The organism is Gracilibacillus sp. D59 (genome assembly GCF_052246695.1).
Taxonomy (GTDB): domain Bacteria; phylum Bacillota; class Bacilli; order Bacillales; family Amphibacillaceae; genus Gracilibacillus.
The window spans coordinates 49,519-70,830 of sequence record NZ_JBQQCK010000016.1; the positions used below are offsets into that span (position 1 = coordinate 49,519).

The following is a 21,312-nucleotide window of genomic DNA, read 5'->3' on the forward strand; positions in this document are numbered from 1 at the left end:
AGCAAAAAACAAAGTCTTCGCAAATAATTGCCAAAACTTTATTGTTTGATCACTACTGTTGCTGCTCCAACATCTATTCCACAAACTTTTCCAAGCTCTTTCATAGAGTCTACATAGAAATAAGGGACATTATGTTCAGATGCAACTCGTGAAACTTTACTAGTAATGTGTGTATCAGCATCACTAGCAATAATCACTTCTTTTGCATGACCATTTTTAATGGCTTTTAAGACTTGTTTCGTTCCGATTATCTTTTCAGTATTTACCTGCGCCACTTTTTCATAAGACATCTGCATATCCTCCAAAGTAACAAGGATAACGGAAGCACCTTAAATATACTATCATCACAAAAAATTAATGTCAACTTTTATTTGTAAAAATAAATAATTATTTAAAGTGTTCACCCTTGTTTTCTTTCAAGTAAATGTAATTAGTGGATTACCTGCAATTTATTATGCAGGTAATCCGTGCTATTTGTTGTCCAGCCCCAGTGCTTTCTTATTACTGAATTACTTCTTCTGAGTCTGTTTCTTCAACTTTTGTTGGATCAACAGCTAGTTTTTCCTGGATGCGACGATAACGTTGCATACCGGTACCTGCTGGCACAAGTTTACCAATAATAACATTCTCTTTCAGACCAAGTAATTCATCTCGTTTACCTTTGATCGCTGCATCTGTTAAGACTCTTGTTGTCTCTTGGAAGGAAGCAGCAGATAAGAATGAATCTGTTTCAAGAGATGCTTTTGTAATACCCAACAACACCGGACGACCAACTGCTGGTTGACCACCTGTTACTAAGACTTGCTTGTTTGCATCTTTGAATTGGTGTATTTCCAGTAGTGATCCTGGTAATACTTCTGTGTCTCCGGAATCAGCAACACGCACTTTACGAAGCATTTGTCGTACCATTACTTCGACGTGTTTATCGCCGATTTCCACCCCTTGCATACGGTATACTTTCTGTACTTCTTTTAATAAGTAAGATTGAACACCGTCAATACCTTTAACTTTTAATAATTCCTTAGGATCGATAGAACCTTCTGTCAGTGCTTGACCTGCTTCTACCTCATCACCTATAGAAACTTTAAGTCGCGCGCCATATGGTGCTGTATATGTTTTGGTTTCTACTGTACCTTGAACAACGATTTCTTGTTTGTCTTTCACTTCCGTTACATCTTGGACAGTACCGAAAATTTCGGAGATAACTGCTTGACCTTTCGGGTTACGCGCTTCGAAGATCTCTTGAATACGCGGTAAACCTTGGGTAATATCGCTACCCGCAACCCCACCAGTGTGGAATGTACGCATCGTTAACTGTGTACCTGGTTCACCGATAGATTGAGCGGCAATAATACCTACAGCTTCACCCACTTCTACTTCTTCACCAGTAGCTAAGTTACGACCATAACATTTTTTACATGCACCATGTTTTGTATTACATGTGAAGACAGTTCGGATTAAGACATCATCAATTCCTGATTCTACAATTTCTTTCGCTGCGTCTTCAGAAATGACATCATTTTTCGCAACGATTAATTCGTTAGTTTCAGGATGTTTCACATTTTGGAATGCCGTTCTACCAATCAAACGATCGATAAGTGGCTCAATCATTTCTGTACCTTCTTTAATAGCAGATACAGTTAAACCACGATCTGTTCCACAGTCTTCCTCACGGATAATCACATCTTGAGCAACATCAACAAGACGTCTTGTTAAATAACCAGAGTCTGCTGTCTTAAGAGCTGTATCGGCAAGACCTTTACGAGCACCGTGTGTAGAAATAAAGTATTCTAGTACTGTTAGGCCTTCACGGAAGCTTGACTTGATCGGTAATTCGATAATTCGACCTGCTGGGTTTGCCATTAATCCACGCATACCTGCTAACTGAGTAAAGTTAGATGCGTTACCACGCGCACCGGAATCACTCATCATAAAGATCGGGTTACGCGGGTTCAAGGATTTCATTAGTTTCTCTTGAATGGTGTCTTTTGCTTGTGACCATACAGAAATGACACGGTCATAGCGTTCTTCATCAGTAATTAAACCTCTACGGAATTGCTTCAATACCTTATCTACTTTATCTTGTGCTTCTGCCAAGATCTCTTCTTTCTCAGCAAGAACAACGATATCTGATACACCTACTGTGATACCAGCTTTGGTTGAGTAAGCAAATCCTAAATCTTTCATACGGTCAAGCATTTTTGAAGTTTCACTAATCTTGAACTTCTTGAATACTTCGGCAATGATATCTCCAAGAATTCCTTTTTTGAATGGTGGAAGAATTTCTCGTTCAGCAATTACTTCCTTGATGTTAGCTCCAGGCTCAACAAAATACTTATCAGGTGTTGCTATTTCTAAGTTTTGCTGCGTTGGTTCATTCATATATGGGAATGATTCTGGTAACATATCGTTAAAGATTAGCTTACCAACAGTTGTGATCATTAATTTATTTTTTTGTTCATCAGTAAATGCTTCTTTATTTAATGAAACTGGTTGAATCGCAACACGTGTGTGTAAATGCACATAACCATTTTGATAGGCGATTAATGCTTCATTTAAGTCTTTAAACACCATACCTTCACCAATCGCGTTCTCACGTTCCATTGTTACGTAATAGTTACCAAGTACCATATCCTGTGATGGTGTAACAACTGGTTTACCATCTTTAGGATTCAGAATGTTTTGTGCTGCAAGCATTAAAATGCGTGCTTCTGCTTGTGCTTCTGCTGATAAAGGAACGTGTACTGCCATCTGGTCACCGTCGAAGTCCGCATTATATGCCGTACATACTAGCGGGTGCAAGCGAATTGCTCGACCCTCTACAAGTGTCGGTTCAAATGCTTGAATACCTAAACGGTGAAGGGTTGGTGCACGGTTTAGCAGTACAGGGTGTTCTTTAATAACATCTTCTAATACATCCCATACCTCTTCATGCAATCTCTCAATTTTACGTTTTGCCGACTTGATGTTATGAGCTAAACCTCGCTCTACTAACTCTTTCATAATAAACGGCTTAAATAACTCTACAGCCATTTCCTTTGGCAGACCACATTGATACATCTTTAAGTGTGGGCCTACGACGATTACGGAACGACCTGAATAGTCAACACGTTTACCTAGTAAGTTTTGACGGAAACGACCTTGTTTCCCTTTTAACATATGAGACAGAGATTTTAATGGACGGTTACCTGGTCCAGTTACCGGACGTCCACGGCGTCCATTATCAATCAAGGCATCTACTGCTTCCTGAAGCATACGCTTTTCGTTTTGTACAATAATGCTTGGTGCTCCAAGATCAAGAAGTCGTTTCAAACGATTGTTACGGTTGATTACACGACGATATAAATCATTCAAGTCAGATGTTGCGAAACGACCACCATCTAATTGCACCATTGGTCTTAATTCAGGTGGAATGATAGGTAATACGTCCATTATCATCCAGCTTGGATCATTTCCAGAGTTACGAAATGCTTCTAATACTTCTAAACGCTTGATTGCACGCGTTCTGCGTTGACCCTGTGCAGATTTTAATTCTTCACGTAACAATTCTACTTCTTTATCAAGATCAATATCTTGTAAGATTTTTTTGATTGCTTCAGCACCCATTGCAGCTTGGAAGGAACTACCGTATTTATCACGATAAGCACGGTATTCTTTTTCAGATAATAATTGTTTTTTCTCTAAGGCTGTATCGCCAGAATCTGTCACAATATATGCTGCGAAGTAAATCACTTCTTCCAGGGCTCTAGGTGACATGTCTAATACTAGCCCCATTCGACTTGGGATACCTTTGAAGTACCAAATGTGTGATACAGGTGCAGCTAATTCAATGTGACCCATACGTTCACGTCGAACTTTTGCTTTGGTTACTTCCACACCACAGCGGTCACATACGACACCTTTATATCTTACACGCTTATACTTTCCACAATGACATTCCCAATCTTTTTGAGGACCGAAAATTCGTTCACAAAATAAACCATCTTTCTCTGGTTTTAGTGTACGGTAGTTAATAGTTTCAGGCTTTTTCACTTCACCAAATGACCATGAACGGATTTTATTTGGTGATGCTAATCCGATTTTCATAAATTCAAAATTATTTACATCTAACAAGGGTAAACCTCCCTTTTAGTCTTTGGGTTTTCGTTCACTCTAAGCTTTATAGACAATTCTTACCTGATCAATCTTGCCGAAAGAATGATCAGGTTTGAATTTTGACCGTGTTGTTTAACTAGTAGTTTCTTCGATTTCTAGATTGAAGTTATCTGCAGATTGGGAATCATCTTCTTCGTCATCACGAAGTTCGATTTCTTGCTCATCCCCAGATAACATTTTCACATCCATACCGAGACTTTGTAATTCCTTAATTAATACTTTGAATGATTCTGGAATTCCAGGTTCAGGAACATTGTCGCCCTTAACGATTGCTTCGTATGTTTTCACACGACCAACTGTATCATCTGATTTAACCGTTAATATTTCCTGTAGTGTATAGGCTGCACCATAGGCTTCTAGTGCCCATACCTCCATCTCACCGAAACGCTGACCACCAAATTGTGCTTTACCACCTAGTGGTTGTTGTGTAACTAGTGAATATGGACCTGTTGAACGAGCATGCAATTTATCATCTACCATGTGTGCCAGCTTGATCATGTACATCACACCAACAGAAACACGGTTATCAAAAGGATCACCTGTACGTCCATCGTAAAGGATTGTTTTCGCATCTCTTGGCATACCAGCTTCTTCAAGGGTCTCCCAAACATCTTCTTCACGTGCACCATCAAATACTGGTGATGCAACATGAATACCGAGTTGTCTTGCTGCCATACCCAAGTGTAGCTCAAGCACCTGTCCGATGTTCATACGAGATGGTACCCCTAATGGGTTTAACATAATATCGATTGGTGTACCGTCTGGTAAGAATGGCATATCTTCTTCTGGTAAAATTTTAGAGATAACACCTTTGTTACCGTGACGGCCAGCCATTTTATCCCCTTCGTGAATCTTACGTTTTTGAACGATATATGCACGAACTAACTGGTTTACACCCGGCGGTAATTCATCACCGTCTGCACGGTTAAAAATTTTAACATCTAGTACAATACCACCAGCACCATGAGGTACTCGAAGCGATGTATCACGAACCTCACGTGCTTTCTCACCGAAGATTGCGTGTAACAAACGTTCTTCAGCTGATAATTCTGTTACCCCTTTAGGTGTAACTTTACCAACTAACAAGTCACCGTCTTCTACTTCAGCGCCTACGCGGATAATGCCTCGCTCATCTAAGTCGCGCAATGCATCTTCCCCAACGTTAGGGATGTCACGTGTGATTTCTTCTGGCCCTAATTTAGTATCACGTGCTTCTGATTCATATTCTTCAATATGAATAGAGGTATAAACGTCATCTTTTACAAGGCGCTCACTCATGATGATCGCATCCTCATAGTTATAACCTTCCCAAGTCATAAAGCCGACGAGTACGTTTTGGCCAAGTGCCAATTCACCTTTTTCCATTGAAGGACCATCAGCCAATATTTCACCTTTAGTTACACGGTCACCTTTCGATACGATCGGGCGTTGGTTGTAGCAAGTACCTTGGTTGGAACGAACAAATTTTTGTAGACGGTAGCGATCTAAATCACCTTCAACTTCTTTACCATCCACTTCTGTGATACGACGAACAAGAACTTCTTTCGCCTCCACTCTTTCCACGATACCTTCATGCTTACAAATAACAGCTGCACCTGAGTCTTTTCCTGATACATATTCCATACCTGTACCAACAATTGGTGATTTAGGCTGCATAAGCGGTACTGCTTGACGCTGCATGTTTGCACCCATTAACGCACGGTTTGAGTCATCATTCTCCAAGAAAGGAATACATGCTGTCGCAGGAGATACAACCTGCTTAGGTGAAACATCCATGTAATCTAATTTCTCACGTTTTACAATCGTGTTTTCACCACGGAATCTTGCAATTACTTCCTCGTCAGTAAACGTTCCATCTTCATTCAGTTTTGCGTTCGCCTGTGCAACAACATAGTTATCTTCTTCATCTGCTGTTAAGTAGTCCATTTGGTTTGTAACCCGACCTGTTTCAGGATCCACTCTACGATAAGGAGTTTCAATAAAACCAAATTTATTTACTTTCGCATAAGATGATAACGAGTTGATCAAACCAATGTTTGGTCCCTCTGGTGTCTCGATTGGACACATACGACCATAGTGAGAATAGTGAACATCACGCACTTCAAAACCTGCACGTTCACGAGTCAAACCACCTGGCCCTAAGGCAGATAAACGTCTTTTATGTGTTAGTTCTGCTAATGGGTTTGTTTGATCCATGAACTGGGATAACTGTGAACTACCAAAGAATTCTTTGATAGATGCAATTACCGGACGTATATTGATTAACTGTTGTGGAGTGATAGAAGATGTGTCTTGAATAGACATTCTCTCACGAACCACTCGTTCCATACGTGATAGTCCAATTCTGAATTGATTTTGTAATAACTCTCCTACTGAACGTAGACGACGATTTCCTAAGTGGTCAATATCGTCGGTGTCTCCAACTTGATGCAAGATGTTAAAGAAATAACTGATTGCAGAAAGAATGTCAGCTGGTGTAATGTTTTTAATGCTATCTTCGACATTACAATTCCCTAGTACGTTAAGCGTTCTTTCTCCTTCAGGATCAGTTGGATCCATAATTTTAATGGATTGAACTCGAATTGGTTCCTCTAGCACACCTTCATTTGGGTCTAGCACTCTTTCACCAAATCGATTTTCATCAGAGTCTAGTATCGGTAATATTTTATCTAACAAGCGTCTATCTAACTTATCTCCCTTGTTTGCAATCACTTCACCCGTTTCCGGATCTACTAATGGCTCTGCGAGAATTTGATTAAATAAACGATTTTTCAAATGTAATTTTTTGTTTATTTTATAACGGCCAACATGTGCTAAATCATATCTTTTTGGATCAAAAAACCTTGAAACCAATAGACTTTTAGCATTTTCTACTGTTGGTGGCTCTCCAGGACGAAGGCGCTCGTAAATTTCTAACAATGCCTTTTCACTTGTTTCCGTGTTGTCCTTTTCCAGAGTGTTTTTTAGATATTCGTTTTCTCCAAATAAATCTAATATTTCTTGGTCATCTCCGAAACCTAACGCTCTAAGTAATACCGTAATAGGTAATTTTCTAGTACGGTCAATACGTACGTGTACAACATCTTTTGCGTCTGTTTCAAATTCTAACCAAGCACCTCTATTCGGAATAACAGTAGCACCATAACCACGTTTACCATTCTTATCAATTTTTTCATTAAAGTAAACACTAGGTGAACGAACAAGCTGCGAAACGATAACACGTTCTGCACCGTTAATGATAAACGTACCTGTTTCTGTCATTAACGGAAAATCACCCATAAATACTTCTTGCTCTTTCACTTCACCCGTTTCGTTATTCAATAAACGAACCTTTACTCGAAGAGGAGCGTTGTATGTTACGTCTCTTTCTTTGGATTCATCGACTGGATACTTGGGTTCTCCAAGGCTATAATCGACAAATTCTAATGACAAATTGCCGGCAAAATCCTCGATTGGAGAAATATCTTGGAACATTTCTCTTAAGCCTTCATCTAGGAACCATTGATAGGATGCAGTTTGAATCTCAATTAAATTTGGTAATTCTAATACCTCGCTGATACGCGCATAGCTTCTGCGTTGGCGGTGTCGTCCGTATTGAACTAGTTGACCTGTCAACTGATTCACCCCTCGATCAATATTAAAGATAGTTGCTATAAAAATAGCAGAAATGAAACCACACTTACTATTTATACGTAACTTACTATAGGCATTTGACATTTTTCTATAGATCGTATAAATTTAGTAAGTGTTAAACACATGCCCGGTTAACATACCGAACAAACCTGTGATCTTTTTAGGACACAAGCTTTTATATAGACATTTGCAATAAGCAAATGTTATTCAATTACTAATAGTTCTGTGGAAAATAATAAATGGATTTCTAAAAAAGGTTAAGTAGACAATCTCTATTAGCTAATAGCCGTTTGATAGTACATAGATATGCCAAGCTATAAAAGTCATCATGTTGAGTAGTTTTGCCTATTTTTTAAAAAAATATACATTTTTCAACATTTTCACTTGACAAACCATCCGTCCTATTGGCATTTTTCAATACTACCACAAACACCTAACAGAGTCAAATTATTTTGCACAAAAAATAAAGTATCCTTTTTCCTTTGTCACTACTTCTACCTCTTCAAATAACTCAGATAGTTTTTTCTTCGCTGAAGGCGCTCCTTGTTTTTTCTGAATGACAACCCACAATTCTCCATTTGACACTAAAGCTTTTTTAGCTTCTTCAAACATTCTGTGTACAACTTCTTTGCCAGCTCTAATCGGTGGATTAGTTAAAATCGCAGCAAAAGATTGGTCATATACATTGGATAATATGTTACTCTTTTTAAAGGTTACATTGGAAATCTGATTTTGCTTAGCGTTTTTTTCAGCCAATGATAATGCCCTTTCGTTTACATCCACTCCAAGAACGGAGCGATCGGAGTGCGTAGCTGCTAGAGCAATACTAATTGGACCGTACCCACAACCCAAGTCTAGCAATGGACCATCTGTATCCGGTGTACAGAAAGCTTCAATTAAAACGCGCGAACCAAAATCGACTTCATTTTTTGAAAAAACACCGTTATCTGTTGTGAAAGTAAACGTCTGACCCCTCAACTCATAACTCCACGTTTGCGGATCACTAGCAACATCAGGAGACTGCGAAAAATATTGATCCATTTCCACACCAACTTTCCATTCTTAAATCTAATTCCATATAGATAACAACTGCGAAGTTTTATAAATTTGACTTGGTGTAGCTTCACTCATTCTAATTTAAGGTGAGTGCTAGCATTAGCTACGGCAGAGTACTGCGCTAATTTTAGTGTTCTGATTATTGTAAGAACGGAACTTAAGGAACTCTTCTTGTGATTTCCTGTCATTTTATTAGAACACTATGCTAAGCTGCGGAAAAAATGCGAGACTCCTGTGGGAAAGGAACAGTCTGAAGACCCCGCAGGAAGCGGTCTTTGCTTCCGAGGAGGCTGAAGCGTTCCCCACGGAAAGCGAGTATTTTTTCCGCAGCGGTGACTTCGCACTCAACTAGAATCAAAATGGAGAAGAGCAAATCCGTGTCCAGTTATTTCGCAGTTTTTAATTTATATGCTGATTGTTAAAATTTCTTATTTGTAAAGAAAAGCTCGCCATTGTTCATAGCGAGCTTTTCTGTGGTTCATACTTATTTTAATTCTACTGTTGCGCCTGCTTCTTCTAGCTTAGATTTCATTTCTTCTGCTTCTTCTTTAGCAATACCTTCTTTGATTGCGCCTGGTGCGTTATCTACAAGGTCTTTAGCATCTTTAAGTCCAAGACCAGTGATTTCACGAACAGCTTTAACAACTTTGATTTTAGAAGATCCAGCACTTTCTAGTACTACATCAAATTCAGTTTGTTCTTCAGCTGCTTCTCCAGCTCCAGCACCTGCTGCTGCTACTGGTGCTGCTGCAGTTACTCCAAATTCTTCTTCGATTGCTTTTACTAAGTCATTTAATTCAAGAACAGACATTTCTTTAATTGCTTCAATAATTTGTTCATTAGACATGTTCAATTCCTCCTAATTTTATTATATATTTACGAACATATTTGTCTTTTTGATAAAAAGCTCTTACGCACCTTGCTCTTCTTTTTGCTCTGCAACAGCTTTTGTTGCATACGCAAAGTTTCGTACTGGTGCTTGTAGTACGCTGAGTAGCATAGAAAGCATTCCTTCGTAGTTTGGAAGTTCTGCAAGTTCCTTGATTTGCTCAAGTGTTGCTACAGATCCTTCAACCACGCCACCTTTAATTTCTAATGCATCATGCTCTTTTGCAAAGTTATTTAAAACTTTAGCCGGAGCCACAACATCGTCTTTACTGAATGCGACAGCTGTAGGGCCTACTAAGATATCATTTAAATCAGTTAGTTCAGCTTCTTCTACCGCACGACGAGTCATTGTGTTTTTATACACTTTGAATTCCACGCCAGCTTCACGTAGTTGTGAACGTAGTTCCGTAACTTCTGCAACATCAAGACCTCTGTAGTCTACAAGGATCGTTGATTGGCTATCACGAAGTTTTTCTGCTATTTCAGAAACAACTTGTTTCTTTTGTTCAATCACCTTTGACATGATTCCACCTCCTAGAACGCGATCATTATACCGCCCGTATAAAACGAAAACCTCCACATCTATGTAGACGTGGAGGTTTATGACTGTACACATTCATCCTTAGTTAAAAAGGAATTCTGTTATTTATCCAGACACACCTCGGTAGGAAATTAAGCTTAATAGCACCTACTGTCTACGGTATAATGTATTCAATTTATTTTTAAAGTAGTCAACTTGACCCTTAAGAATTATACTAAATCTTTTAGCGAAAGTCAAGTAATATTATTTTGCGAAAGCTGATGAATCTACTTTTACACCAGGTCCCATTGTAGATGAAACTGCTACGTTACGAATATACGTACCTTTTGCAGCTTGCGGCTTTGCTTTTACAACTGTATCTGCTAATGCATTGAAGTTTTCTACAAGCTTATCAAGATCAAATGATACTTTACCAATTGGCACGTGAATATTTGATTGTTTATCTACACGGTATTCTACTTTACCTGCTTTAATTTCATTAACAGCTTTTTCTACTTCGAAAGTTACTGTTCCTGTTTTAGGGTTTGGCATAAGACCTTTTGGTCCTAGTACACGACCAAGCTTACCTACTTCAGCCATCATGTCAGGAGTTGCTACGACTACATCAAACTCGAACCAACCTTGGTTGATTTTGTTGATTAAATCTTGATCTCCTACATAGTCCGCTCCAGCAGCTTCTGCTTCTTTCGCTTTGTCCCCTTTTGCGAATACAAGAACTGTTTGAGTTTTACCTGTTCCGTGTGGCAACACCATCGCTCCACGGATTTGTTGGTCTGCTTTCTTCGGATCTACTCCAAGACGGAAAGCAGCTTCAACTGTTTCGTCAAAATTTGCTGTAGAAGCTTTTTGTACTAATTCTAACGCATCTTTTGCTTCGTACACTTTTGTACGGTCAACAAGTTTTAATGCTTCTTGTTGTTTTTTTGTTTTCTTTGCCATTTTAATTTCCTCCTTCTGTGGTTTTAACGGTTATACCTCCCACTTACTTAAGCGGAAAAGTTAGATTCGAACGTGGGATAAGACATTTGCTCCACACGATTGGAATCATTCACTCTCGCAAAAATCGTCCTATTCTTTCTAACTAAACCTCAAAGATAAAGGTTGCGGGTGATGAAACACTTCTCCACTACCGCAACCTTCCGCTTTAGTACAACGCTGTGAGATTAGTCTTCGATAACGATACCCATGCTACGTGCAGTACCTTCAACCATACGCATTGCAGCTTCAACATCAGCAGCATTTAAATCTGGCATTTTTAGTTCTGCGATTTCTTTTACCTTATCGCGGTTAAGTGTTGCCACTTTGTTACGATTTGGTTCACCTGAACCAGATTCAATACCAGCTGCTTTTTTAAGCAATACTGCTGCTGGCGGAGTTTTCGTAATAAATGTAAATGAACGGTCTTCAAATACCGTGATTTCTACTGGAATAATCATACCAGCTTGATCTTGGGTTTGAGCGTTAAACTCTTTACAGAATCCCATGATGTTAATACCTGCTTGACCTAAAGCTGGCCCAACTGGTGGTGCGGGATTTGCTTTTCCTGCTGGAATTTGTAGTTTTACAACTGATTCTACTTTTTTAGCCACGAGACACACCTCCTTAAGTCCGTGATGTGGTAATAGGGCACTCGCCCTCCCACTCGATTACATATGCTAAAAATAACCTTATACTCGAGGCATAAAGAACATAAGAATTTTAGCATTATATAAACAAAAATGCAAGTGGTTTTCCTATATTTTTATATTATACGCACTTTATGATAACTTCTTAACTTGCGCAAAGTCCAATTCAACTGGTGTTTCTCTACCAAACATATTAACATGTACTTTTACTTTTTGTTTATCTATATCTATTTTTTCAATAGAACCGGAGAAACCGTTAAATGGACCATCTATTACTTCCACTGTTTCTTTCATTTCAAAATCTACTTCCGTAACAGGTTCGTCATAACCCATTCGTTTAAGTATAGATTCTACTTCTTCTTCTAGTAGTGGCGTTGGTTTGGAACCTGAACCCGCAGATCCTACGAAACCTGTTACACCTGGTGTATTACGCACGACATACCAAGAGTCATCTGTCATAACCATTTCCGCTAACACATATCCCGGGAATACTTTCTTTTTTGCCACTTTCTTTTTTCCGTTCTTAATTTCTGTTTCTTCATCCTCAGGGACTAGTACACGGAAAATCTTGTCTTCCATCCCCATAGATTCTAGTCGTTTTTCTAAATTGGTTTTTACTTTATTTTCATAACCTGAATAAGTATGCACGACATACCATCTTTTTTCCATAATATCGAGGGCCTTCGCTCGCCCTTCCCTCCCTTATTTAACTTCTCCTTGGGTCCATTTCTTTGCATTTAAAAAACCCGTCAAACGGGTTCTTTTCTTACATATTTAGTTACAGTATAACATATATAATAGCGAATTATTCAAATAACATATTAAGAAGTTCTGTAATTCCTAAATCAATAAGTGCAAAAAAAACTGTTATAAAAGCAACGGTAAATACAACTGTAAGTGTATAACGAGTTAATTCACGACCTCTTGGCCATGATACTTTCTTCATTTCCCGATTGACATTCTTTAAAAAAGTAACTGGTTTCACAGAAGGTACCTCCAAACTGTCTTCTAACTACCGTCAAGCTCTACTTTGTTTCGCGGTGAATAGTATGTCGGTTGCATCTCTTACAAAATTTCTTTATTTCAATTCGATCAGAAACCGATGGGTTCTTGTCCGTACTATAGTTTCTACTATGACAAATCTCGCACGCAAGTGCTATTTTTTTAGCCAAATTCCCCACCTCTTATATGGGTTTTTTACACCTATTCTAATGTAGCATGGTTAAAGATGACTGTCAACGGCAACTAACAGAATTGTTTAAGATATATGTATTCCACTCGCTTCTAAGTATTTTTCTAGCTTCCTCTTTACACGCTGCAAAGCATTGTCAATAGATTTAGCATGTCGATTTAATTCAGAAGAAATCTCTTGATAGGATTTCCCTTCTAGGTAAAGTAATAATACTTCACGCTCTAACTTACTTAGCAACTCTGCTAACTTACTCTCCATATCACCATAACGCTCTCTATTTACTAACAATTCCTGTGGATCCATCGCAATAGTAGCTTCTAAAACATCTAACAACGTCCTCTCGGAATCATCGTTATAGATAGGTTTGTCCAAAGATACATAAGAATTCAATGGCATATGCTTTTGTCTTGTCGCCGTTTTAATAGCTGTAATAATTTGTCTGGTAATACATAATTCTGCAAAAGCTTTAAAGGATGCTAGCTTGTCCTTTTGAAAATCACGAATCGCTTTATATAGACCGATCATTCCCTCTTGTGCAATATCTTCATGGTCAGCTCCTACGAGAAAATACGTTTTGGCTTTCGCTCGAACGAATGATTTATATCGATGAATTAAAAACTCGAGCGCCTGCGTATCTCCGTTCTGCACTAGCAATACTAATTCATTATCATCTAAATGCTGAAAGTCAGTATCTCTATTTTCTACTCGCATGATGGTCATTGGGACTCCTCCCGGCATAATGCCAAAAATTAGGTATCGCAGACTATGATAGCAACATTATACAGGAAGCGCTTTAATTACGTCAACTGCTCTTTTGTTATTTATTACCACGGCGCCATCTTTCAAACACTTGCAACACGGTGTCATCCAACGGAATTTTACTTTTTATTTTATTTTGCTGATGTTCTTGTATATCTACTTCGATCTCCTTTTGAATATTTTTTAATTCTATATCTAGTTCCCTTGCAGAAATTCGGAATGCTCCTTGGGCAAAAATCGTTCGTTGTTCTGTGTAGTCAGAAGTTGCTACAAAAACCTTCGTCCGTACATTTTTAAACTCTTTCACAAGCCGTTCAATACATTGGTCAGCTGTTTCATTTTCTTTCGTAAAAATTACCTCTACTTTATACTGTTGTTGTCTATTTTCTAAACCTCTTACCTCATAGGCATCGAAAACAACGATTACTTTTCTTTTGCGATATGCTTGGTATTCCGCCATTTTGTCAATCAACAGCAACCTTGCTTGTTCTAAATCCTTTTCCTTTAAAACTTGCAATTCCTCCCAGGCACCAATCATGTTGTACCCATCTACTAAGAGTACATCCATTAGGACTCACCATATTTGTCTCTTTTTCGAAATACTTCATACATTAATATACTTGCTGCAACAGAGGCGTTTAATGATGAGACGGACCCTATCATGGGTAAACTGACTGTCCAATCACAATTTTTCTTTACTAATCGGCTTATTCCTTTTCCTTCATTTCCAATGACAAGTGCAATAGGCAACTGACCATCTAGTTTACGATAATCCTCGGTTGCATCTGCTTCTGTACCAACAATCCATACATTACGGGCCTTTAATTCTTCAATCGTCTGTACTATGTTTGTAACCCTTACTACCGGGATATGTTCAATAGCTCCAACAGATGTTTTAGCGACAGTAGCGGTTAAACCTACCGCTCTACGTTTCGGGATAATGACACCATGTACTCCTGTGGCATCTGCACTACGAAGAATAGAACCTAAGTTATGTGGATCTTCTATTTCATCTAAAATTAGGAAGAATGGAGGTTCATCCCTTTTTTCTGCTATTTCAAATATCTGATCTAATGATGCATAGTCATAAGCAGCTACCAGCGCTGCAATGCCTTGGTGGTTACCGTCAACCAATTGGTCTAGCTTCTTTTTTGGTACTCGTTGGACGGGGGCATTTTTTGCCTTCGCTAAACCTTGGAGCTTCTTGGCTAATGATGTATTGAGGTTTTCTGCCAAATATAATTTCTGAATAGAACGGTCTGATTCCAGTGCTTCGATTACTGTATTCTTGCCAATGATCCATTCTCCGCTCATTCTTGACCATCTCCTTTCTCGGTAATGTCTATCGCTTGTGTTATGAGTAACTCTAAACGCTCATGCTGCTGATCTAAGTATAGAAACCCTATTAAGGCTTCGAATGCTGTGCTGTATCGGTAAGCTTGTACGCTTGTGTTCTTGGGGACCGAACCAGATTTGGCGTTTCGTCCCCTTTTTACAATAGCCAGCTCTTCTAATGTGAGTTGGTTTGTATCCAACCATTTATGAACTATTTTTGCCTGAGAGGTTGCTTTTACAAATCGAACGGCATGTTGATGCAGCTCTTGCACTTTAACTGTTCCTTTATTTATTAAATATTCTCTTACGTATTTTTCGTAAATAACATCCCCCATATAAGCGAGAGTGAGACTTTTCATTTCTCTTGGCTGCTGCTTTGTCATCATTAACCTCGCTTCCACCTTGTACCTTGTGGTGTATCCTCAAGAATGATGTTACGTTCTTTCAGATCATCACGAATCTGATCTGCCAGTTGAAAGTCTTTGTTTTTTCTTGCTTCGATTCTTTTTTCTATTAATGCTTCAATTTCTTCATCCAGCAATGCTTCTTCATCTCTCTGTGGAATACCTAACACCTCTAACCAGGCGGTTAATGTATCGGTAAACGTGTCGATTACTTTTGTATGTGTATGATCTGACTTTAGATAAAGATTGGCTTCTTTAACTAAATCAAACATAATAGCTATCGCATTTGCCGTATTAAAGTCGTCGTCCATTTCTTTTTCAAATTGTTGTTTCAACCCCTCTATTTTATCCAACCAGGTTTGATTATCGTCAGCTAAATTTGCACTAGACTCTTTACGATGCTCCAAATTTGTTAAGGCATTTTCAATACGGTCATAGCTATTTTGGGCACTCTCTAATAATGCATCACTAAAATTAATTGGATTTCGATAATGGACACTTAACATAAAGAAACGCAATATTTTTGGGTCATGCTTTTGAATGAGATCGTGTGCTAATACAAAATTACCGAGTGATTTCGACATTTTTTCATTATCGATATTAATATACCCATTATGCATCCAATAATTTGCGAATGATTTACCGTTAGCCGCTTCAGATTGAGCAATTTCATTTTCATGATGTGGGAATGTTAAATCTTGACCACCGGCATGAATATCAATCGTCTCACCGAGATACTTTTTAGCCATTGCCGAGCATTCGATATGCCATCCCGGACGACCCTTTCCCCACGGTGAGTCCCAAGCTATTTCTCCATCTTTTGTTTGTTTCCATAAAGCAAAGTCTAACGGATCTTGTTTTTTCTCACCTACTTGAATACGGGAACCTGACCTTAATTCATCGATTGATTGGTGGGATAGTTTACCATATTGGTCAAACGATCTTGTTTTAAAGTAGACATCGCCATCCGCTTCATAGGCATGCCCTTTGTCGATTAAGGTAGAAATAAAACTGATTATATCATCCATTGTTTCTGTCACTCTGGGATGATGAACCGCTTCTTTTACGCCAAGGACGCCTACATCTTCTTTATATGCTTGGATAAAACGTTCTGCAATCGTTGGGACTTCTTCTCCTAATTCCTTAGCAGCGTTGATCAGCTTATCATCAACATCTGTAAAGTTGAGAACATAGTCTACCTGGAAGCCTTTATATTCAAAGTATCTTCTTACCGTATCGAAAACAATCGCAGGACGTGCATTTCCGATATGAATGTAGTTGTACACGGTTGGACCACACACGTACATTTTGACACGATTCGGCTCTATTGGTTTAAATTCCTCTTTTTTTCGTGTAAGTGTATTGTATATACTAATGGTCATCTCGATTCGCTCCTTTTAATTCTTCTAACTCTTTTTTTAATTGTTGTACCTCATCATCCATTTCCTTCAATACTTCACTTATCGGGTCTGGAAGCTTATGATGATCTAAATCCTTACGCACTTTTTCTCCGTTTTGAATGACAATTCTTCCAGGTATCCCAACAACAGTTGAATGATCCGGAACATCTTTTAAGACAACAGAACCGGCTCCTACTTTAGAGCTTTCTCCAATTGTAATCGATCCTAATACTTTTGCTCCTGTGGCAACTAGTGCATTATCTTTAAGTGTCGGGTGTCGTTTTCCTTTTTCTTTCCCTGTACCACCTAATGTGACACCTTGATATATCGTTACATTATCTCCAATTTCACACGTTTCTCCAATGACTACTCCCATGCCGTGGTCGATGAAGAATCGTTTGCCGATTTTGGCACCGGGATGAATTTCGATACCTGTAAAAAAGCGACTGATTTGTGAAATGACTCTGGCGATAAAAAAGAATTTTTTTCGGTAAAAGGCGTGTGCGATTCGATGTGACCATATGGCATGTAATCCGGAATACGTTAAACAGACTTCGATATAGGTTCGTGCTGCTGGGTCTTGATCAAAAACGACATCGATATCTTCTTTGAGTAATTTGAAAAAACCCACGGATCATCACCCCCCCCCTATTGTATATAGGCACTGATTACAAACTTTCCCCGTTCTGATTTTAGACGAATGTTTTCGTGCGCTTACAGTGCATAGTTTTCATTTTTTCTAACTAAAAAAAGCATCTCTGGGTTTGATACCCCAGAGACGCTTTTGCGCGGTTCCACTCTGTTTAGGGAATGAATCTTCCCTCCACTCTGACCGATAACGGTGGTAAACCGTTCTTCCATACTTTATTCAGGAAGAAACTCTGAGGTGCATTTCACAGAAACGTGCTTCAACCATTCTCAGCCTGTGATGGTTTTCTCTGTACAAGCGCTATTTCTATTACTTCTCCTCGTCAACGTACCCTATTACTTATTATTATAGTGACTTTGCTAAAATTTGCTACTTATTTGATTTGTTCTAATGCATTTTCCAATCTTGCTTTGACAATATCTTCTCCTAAAAGATGAATCGCATTCGGCAGTTCAGGGCCATGCACTTGTCCAGTTGTCGCAACGCGAATTGGCATAAATAGTTTTTTACCTTTTTGCTTTGTCGCTTTTTGTGTTGCTTTAATGCTTGCTTTAATGGCTTCAGGTGATAATTCATCAATATTATCGAGCTGTTCTAAAAAGCCTTCCAATACTTCAGGCACTTGTTCTTCTTTTAGCACAGCCATTGCCTCTTCATTATAGTTAATCTCAGTTTTGAAGAATAGCTCCGTTAACTCAACAATCTCTGCACCATAAGATAATTGATCATGATATAAACTGATTAAATTCACTGCCCATTCTTTTTGGTCTGCGTTCATATCAGTTGGCAGCTTATCTGCTTCTATCAAGTGTGGCAAGCTTAATTCTACCACTTCTTCTAAAGAAGCCTGTTTAATATATTGATTATTCATCCATTTTAATTTTGCAGGGTCAAAGATTGCTGGTGATGTTGATAACCGTTCTGGATCAAAGATCTTAATAAATTCTTCTTGCGTAAATAATTCTTCTTCACCAACTGGTGACCAGCCCAGCAAGGTAATAAAGTTGAACAATGCTTCTGGTAAGTAACCAAGGTTTTTATATTGTTCGATAAATTGCAGGATATGTTCATCGCGTTTACTTAATTTTTTACGATTTTCATTTAAAATTAATGTCATGTGACCATATTGTGGTGCATCCCAACCAAATGCTTCAAAAATCATCATCTGTTTTGGCGTGTTCGAAATATGCTCTTCTCCACGTAATACATGGCTTATTTTCATATGATGATCATCAATTGCAACAGCAAAATTATAAGTGGGAATACCGTTTTTTTTCACCATAACCCAGTCACCAAAATCACTGGATTCAAACGTGATATTACCACGAACAATATCATTGAATGTATATGTGTTGTTATCCGGAACACGGAAACGAATGCTAGGCTTACGACCTTCTGTTTCGAATTGTTTTATTTGATCCTCAGTAAGGTCCCGATGGGCACCGGAATACTTCGGTACCTGTCCATTAGCACGTTGTTCTTCACGTTCTGTTTCCAATTCTTCTTCTGTCATATAACATTTGTATGCTAAACCACGCTCCAACAGCTCGTCAACATACTTCTGATAAATATCTAAACGCTCTGTCTGACGGTAAGGCCCATATTCACCACCAATATCTGCGCCTTCATCCCATTCTAATCCGAGCCACTTCAAATAGCGTAATTGACTTTCTTCGCCGCCTTCAACATTACGCTTATCATCCGTATCTTCTGTACGAATTATGAATGATCCGCCCAAATGTTTTGCATATAAATAATTGAATAGTGCTGTTCTTGCGTTTCCGATATGCAAATGGCCTGTTGGACTTGGTGCATAACGTACACGTACTTCATTTCCCATTATTATTGTCCCTCCATCATTTTTACGGTCTTTTTTACCTATTATCTTTATTTTACCATTATTTTCGACAAAATGTTACGTTTTTATTTCTTGATCAAGAGTACAACTGCTTGTGCAGCTATTCCTTCTTTTCTTCCGGTGAAACCAAGCTTTTCTGTAGTCGTTGCTTTGACATTAATTTGCTCCTGGTCACATTGTAGGAGACGGGCGATATTTTGCCTGATTGGTGCAATATATGGCGCAAGCTTAGGAGCTTGTGCAATTACTGTACAATCAACATTACCAAGTTTATAACCTTTGTCTTCTACTAGTTTCCATACTTCCTGTAGTAATTTTTGAGAATCAGCATCTTTAAATGCGGGATCAGTATCTGGAAAATGCTTACCAATATCACCTTCGCCAATTGCTCCTAGACACGCATCCGCAATTGTGTGAAGTAACACATCTGCATCTGAATGTCCTAACAAACCATATTCATACGATATATCAATGCCACCGATAATACAAGGTCTCCCTTCGACCAATTGATGCACATCAAAACCTTGTCCGATACGAAACATTATTGCTCCTCCTGTCGCTCTAAAATCATTTCTGCTCGCATAATATCTTCTGGAGTGGTTAATTTTACATTTTGATAAGTGCCTTGAACAACATCTACTGGTTCTCCTAATGCCTCGACGAGCGACACATCATCTGTTCCTAGATATTCAGCTGCTATTGCCTGCTCATGTGCTTTTTTTATTAATTGATATTCAAAGGCTTGTGGTGTTTGTGCAGCCCACAATGTCGAACGATCCAATGTTTCTATTTTGTCACCTTTTTTTCTTTTTATCGTATCGGTGACAGGTACAGCGAGCAGTGATGCTTTTTTCTCTTTTGCGGCGCGAGCTAACTCATGTAAATGGGCTTGCTCAACAAAAGGCCTAGCTCCGTCGTGGATCATGACGACCATGTCTTGATCTTCTGCGCTGATGGCGAGTAATCCTTTATAGCCGCTTTCTTGTCGTTCTCCTCCACCGTGAACAATAGTAATTTGGTTTTGCCATTGATAGGTAGCTATCAAATCTTCCATTTCCTTTTGCTCGTTTGGATTAATAACTAAATATATGTTTTGGCACCAGTTATCCTGGATAAATTTCTTTAAGGTATGTATAATCAATGGTTCTTTTAATAGTTCAATAAACTGCTTGTTTTTGCCTGCATTCATGCGTGTACCTTGCCCTGCCGCTAACACAATCATATTATATTTTATCATGCGGGCCACCCCAATCTCTAATTACTAGCCTTACTATTCTCTCCCCATCTTGTTCCAGCGAAGTTTAATTATACTTCATCCGTTGATTGTATCATCACCAAAGGACAGAATGAATCTGAATCATTTACTCTTTCCACATAATTCTTATTAGATAAAAACTGCGAAGTTGTGAAAATTTGACTTGGTGTAGATTTAAGGTGAGTGCTAGCATTCGCTACGGCAGAGTACTGCGCTTTCCATGGGCACGGCTTCAGCTTCCTCGGAAAGCGAAGATCACTTTCCTGCGGGATCTTCAGCTCGCGCTGTTCCCATAGGAGTCTCCGTACTCTGCCTCCGCTAATTTTAGTGTTCTGATTATTGTAAGAACGGAACTTAAGGAACTCTATTCTTTTGATTTCCTGTCCTTTTATCAGAACGCTATTCTAAGCTGCGGGAAAAATGCGAGACTCCTGTGGGAAAGGAACAGTCTGAAGACCCCGCAGACAAGCGATTTTTGCTTGTTGAGGAGGCTGAAGCGTTCCCCACGGAAAGCGAGTATTTTTTCCGCAGCGGTGACTTTGCACTCAACTAGAATCAAAAT

The 21,312-nt window shown here is 38.8% G+C and carries 20 protein-coding genes and 2 other annotated features; all 20 genes read right to left on the reverse strand.

Going from position 1 to position 21,312, the window contains the following annotated elements; translation table 11 throughout:
* Positions 1-38 precede the first annotated feature (38 nt).
* Positions 39-290, reverse strand: coding sequence for a 50S ribosomal protein L7ae-like protein (locus tag ACTWP4_RS20315; RefSeq protein ID WP_443130614.1), 252 nt, complete (start codon positions 288-290; stop codon positions 39-41).
* A 211-nt stretch (positions 291-501) separates the two neighbouring features.
* Positions 502-4,113: a DNA-directed RNA polymerase subunit beta' gene (gene rpoC / locus ACTWP4_RS20320; protein WP_443130615.1), complete on the reverse strand. Its 3,612-nt coding sequence runs from the start codon at positions 4,111-4,113 to the stop codon at positions 502-504.
* Positions 4,114-4,227: 114 nt separating this feature from the next.
* Positions 4,228-7,770 carry a DNA-directed RNA polymerase subunit beta gene (gene rpoB / locus ACTWP4_RS20325; protein ID WP_443130616.1) on the reverse strand — a complete coding sequence of 1,181 codons (3,543 nt, stop codon included), beginning with the start codon at positions 7,768-7,770 and terminating at the stop codon, positions 4,228-4,230.
* A gap of 465 nt (positions 7,771-8,235) precedes the next feature.
* Positions 8,236-8,829 (reverse strand): class I SAM-dependent methyltransferase, encoded by a 594-nt coding sequence (locus ACTWP4_RS20330; protein WP_443130617.1) that lies wholly within the window; start codon positions 8,827-8,829, stop codon positions 8,236-8,238.
* 499 nt (positions 8,830-9,328) lie between these two features.
* Positions 9,329-9,691: a 50S ribosomal protein L7/L12 gene (gene rplL, locus ACTWP4_RS20335; RefSeq protein WP_443130618.1), complete on the reverse strand. Its 363-nt coding sequence runs from the start codon at positions 9,689-9,691 to the stop codon at positions 9,329-9,331.
* Between the two features lie 63 nt (positions 9,692-9,754).
* Positions 9,755-10,255, reverse strand: coding sequence for a 50S ribosomal protein L10 (gene rplJ, locus ACTWP4_RS20340; RefSeq protein ID WP_443130619.1), 501 nt, complete (start codon positions 10,253-10,255; stop codon positions 9,755-9,757).
* A 35-nt stretch (positions 10,256-10,290) separates the two neighbouring features.
* Positions 10,291-10,451: a sequence feature (ribosomal protein L10 leader region), on the reverse strand.
* 65 nt (positions 10,452-10,516) lie between these two features.
* Positions 10,517-11,212 carry a 50S ribosomal protein L1 gene (gene rplA / locus ACTWP4_RS20345; RefSeq protein ID WP_443130620.1) on the reverse strand — a complete coding sequence of 232 codons (696 nt, stop codon included), beginning with the start codon at positions 11,210-11,212 and terminating at the stop codon, positions 10,517-10,519.
* A gap of 224 nt (positions 11,213-11,436) precedes the next feature.
* Positions 11,437-11,862 carry a 50S ribosomal protein L11 gene (gene rplK, locus ACTWP4_RS20350; protein ID WP_443130621.1) on the reverse strand — a complete coding sequence of 142 codons (426 nt, stop codon included), beginning with the start codon at positions 11,860-11,862 and terminating at the stop codon, positions 11,437-11,439.
* A gap of 168 nt (positions 11,863-12,030) precedes the next feature.
* A complete protein-coding gene (nusG, locus tag ACTWP4_RS20355) occupies positions 12,031-12,567 on the reverse strand; it encodes a transcription termination/antitermination protein NusG (protein ID WP_443130622.1) in 537 nt (178 codons plus the stop codon).
* A 136-nt stretch (positions 12,568-12,703) separates the two neighbouring features.
* The gene (gene secE, locus ACTWP4_RS20360; RefSeq protein ID WP_443130623.1) at positions 12,704-12,883 is read right to left on the reverse strand and encodes a preprotein translocase subunit SecE; all 180 of its coding nucleotides are present in this window, start codon (positions 12,881-12,883) and stop codon (positions 12,704-12,706) included.
* Between the two features lie 40 nt (positions 12,884-12,923).
* The gene (rpmG, locus tag ACTWP4_RS20365) at positions 12,924-13,070 is read right to left on the reverse strand and encodes a 50S ribosomal protein L33 (protein ID WP_443130624.1); all 147 of its coding nucleotides are present in this window, start codon (positions 13,068-13,070) and stop codon (positions 12,924-12,926) included.
* 86 nt (positions 13,071-13,156) lie between these two features.
* Entirely contained in the window at positions 13,157-13,801 is a 645-nt protein-coding gene (sigH, locus tag ACTWP4_RS20370) for an RNA polymerase sporulation sigma factor SigH (protein ID WP_443130649.1), read from the reverse strand.
* A gap of 106 nt (positions 13,802-13,907) precedes the next feature.
* Complete coding sequence (locus tag ACTWP4_RS20375) at positions 13,908-14,417, reverse strand: NYN domain-containing protein (RefSeq protein WP_443130625.1); 510 nt, start codon at positions 14,415-14,417, stop codon at positions 13,908-13,910.
* A complete protein-coding gene (rlmB, locus tag ACTWP4_RS20380; protein WP_443130626.1) occupies positions 14,417-15,163 on the reverse strand; it encodes a 23S rRNA (guanosine(2251)-2'-O)-methyltransferase RlmB in 747 nt (248 codons plus the stop codon). Before rlmB ends, ACTWP4_RS20375 begins: the two co-directional genes overlap by 1 nt.
* Positions 15,160-15,570 carry a Mini-ribonuclease 3 gene (locus ACTWP4_RS20385; protein ID WP_443130627.1) on the reverse strand — a complete coding sequence of 137 codons (411 nt, stop codon included), beginning with the start codon at positions 15,568-15,570 and terminating at the stop codon, positions 15,160-15,162. The genes rlmB and ACTWP4_RS20385 overlap by 4 nt, the downstream gene beginning before the upstream one ends.
* Complete coding sequence (gene cysS, locus ACTWP4_RS20390) at positions 15,570-16,970, reverse strand: cysteine--tRNA ligase (protein ID WP_443130628.1); 1,401 nt, start codon at positions 16,968-16,970, stop codon at positions 15,570-15,572. Before cysS ends, ACTWP4_RS20385 begins: the two co-directional genes overlap by 1 nt.
* Entirely contained in the window at positions 16,960-17,619 is a 660-nt protein-coding gene (gene cysE / locus ACTWP4_RS20395) for a serine O-acetyltransferase (RefSeq protein WP_443130629.1), read from the reverse strand. The genes cysS and cysE overlap by 11 nt, the downstream gene beginning before the upstream one ends.
* Before the next feature lie 140 nt (positions 17,620-17,759).
* Positions 17,760-17,972, reverse strand: a binding site (T-box leader).
* Between the two features lie 38 nt (positions 17,973-18,010).
* Positions 18,011-19,477 carry a glutamate--tRNA ligase gene (gene gltX / locus ACTWP4_RS20400; RefSeq protein WP_443130630.1) on the reverse strand — a complete coding sequence of 489 codons (1,467 nt, stop codon included), beginning with the start codon at positions 19,475-19,477 and terminating at the stop codon, positions 18,011-18,013.
* A gap of 83 nt (positions 19,478-19,560) precedes the next feature.
* Positions 19,561-20,037, reverse strand: coding sequence for a 2-C-methyl-D-erythritol 2,4-cyclodiphosphate synthase (gene ispF, locus ACTWP4_RS20405; protein WP_443130631.1), 477 nt, complete (start codon positions 20,035-20,037; stop codon positions 19,561-19,563).
* Positions 20,037-20,729 carry a 2-C-methyl-D-erythritol 4-phosphate cytidylyltransferase gene (gene ispD / locus ACTWP4_RS20410; RefSeq protein WP_443130650.1) on the reverse strand — a complete coding sequence of 231 codons (693 nt, stop codon included), beginning with the start codon at positions 20,727-20,729 and terminating at the stop codon, positions 20,037-20,039. Before ispD ends, ispF begins: the two co-directional genes overlap by 1 nt.
* Positions 20,730-21,312 lie beyond the last annotated feature (583 nt).

Bases quoted from the DNA above. Each gene is read 5' to 3' on its own strand.
- ACTWP4_RS20375 (WP_443130625.1), bottom strand. From the start codon at position 14,417: ATGGATGTACTCTTAGTAGATGGGTACAACATGATTGGTGCCTGGGAG.
- nusG (WP_443130622.1), bottom strand. From the start codon at position 12,567: ATGGAAAAAAGATGGTATGTCGTGCATACTTATTCAGGTTATGAAAAT.
- rlmB (WP_443130626.1), bottom strand. From the start codon at position 15,163: ATGAGCGGAGAATGGATCATTGGCAAGAATACAGTAATCGAAGCACTG.
- rplL (WP_443130618.1), bottom strand. From the start codon at position 9,691: ATGTCTAATGAACAAATTATTGAAGCAATTAAAGAAATGTCTGTTCTT.
- rplA (WP_443130620.1), bottom strand. From the start codon at position 11,212: ATGGCAAAGAAAACAAAAAAACAACAAGAAGCATTAAAACTTGTTGAC.
- ispF (WP_443130631.1), bottom strand. From the start codon at position 20,037: ATGTTTCGTATCGGACAAGGTTTTGATGTGCATCAATTGGTCGAAGGG.
- gltX (WP_443130630.1), bottom strand. From the start codon at position 19,477: ATGGGAAATGAAGTACGTGTACGTTATGCACCAAGTCCAACAGGCCAT.
- sigH (WP_443130649.1), bottom strand. From the start codon at position 13,801: ATGCGAGTAGAAAATAGAGATACTGACTTTCAGCATTTAGATGATAAT.
- rplJ (WP_443130619.1), bottom strand. From the start codon at position 10,255: ATGTCAAAGGTGATTGAACAAAAGAAACAAGTTGTTTCTGAAATAGCA.
- ACTWP4_RS20385 (WP_443130627.1), bottom strand. From the start codon at position 15,570: ATGATGACAAAGCAGCAGCCAAGAGAAATGAAAAGTCTCACTCTCGCT.
- ACTWP4_RS20330 (WP_443130617.1), bottom strand. From the start codon at position 8,829: ATGGATCAATATTTTTCGCAGTCTCCTGATGTTGCTAGTGATCCGCAA.
- ACTWP4_RS20315 (WP_443130614.1), bottom strand. From the start codon at position 290: ATGTCTTATGAAAAAGTGGCGCAGGTAAATACTGAAAAGATAATCGGA.
- cysS (WP_443130628.1), bottom strand. From the start codon at position 16,970: ATGACCATTAGTATATACAATACACTTACACGAAAAAAAGAGGAATTT.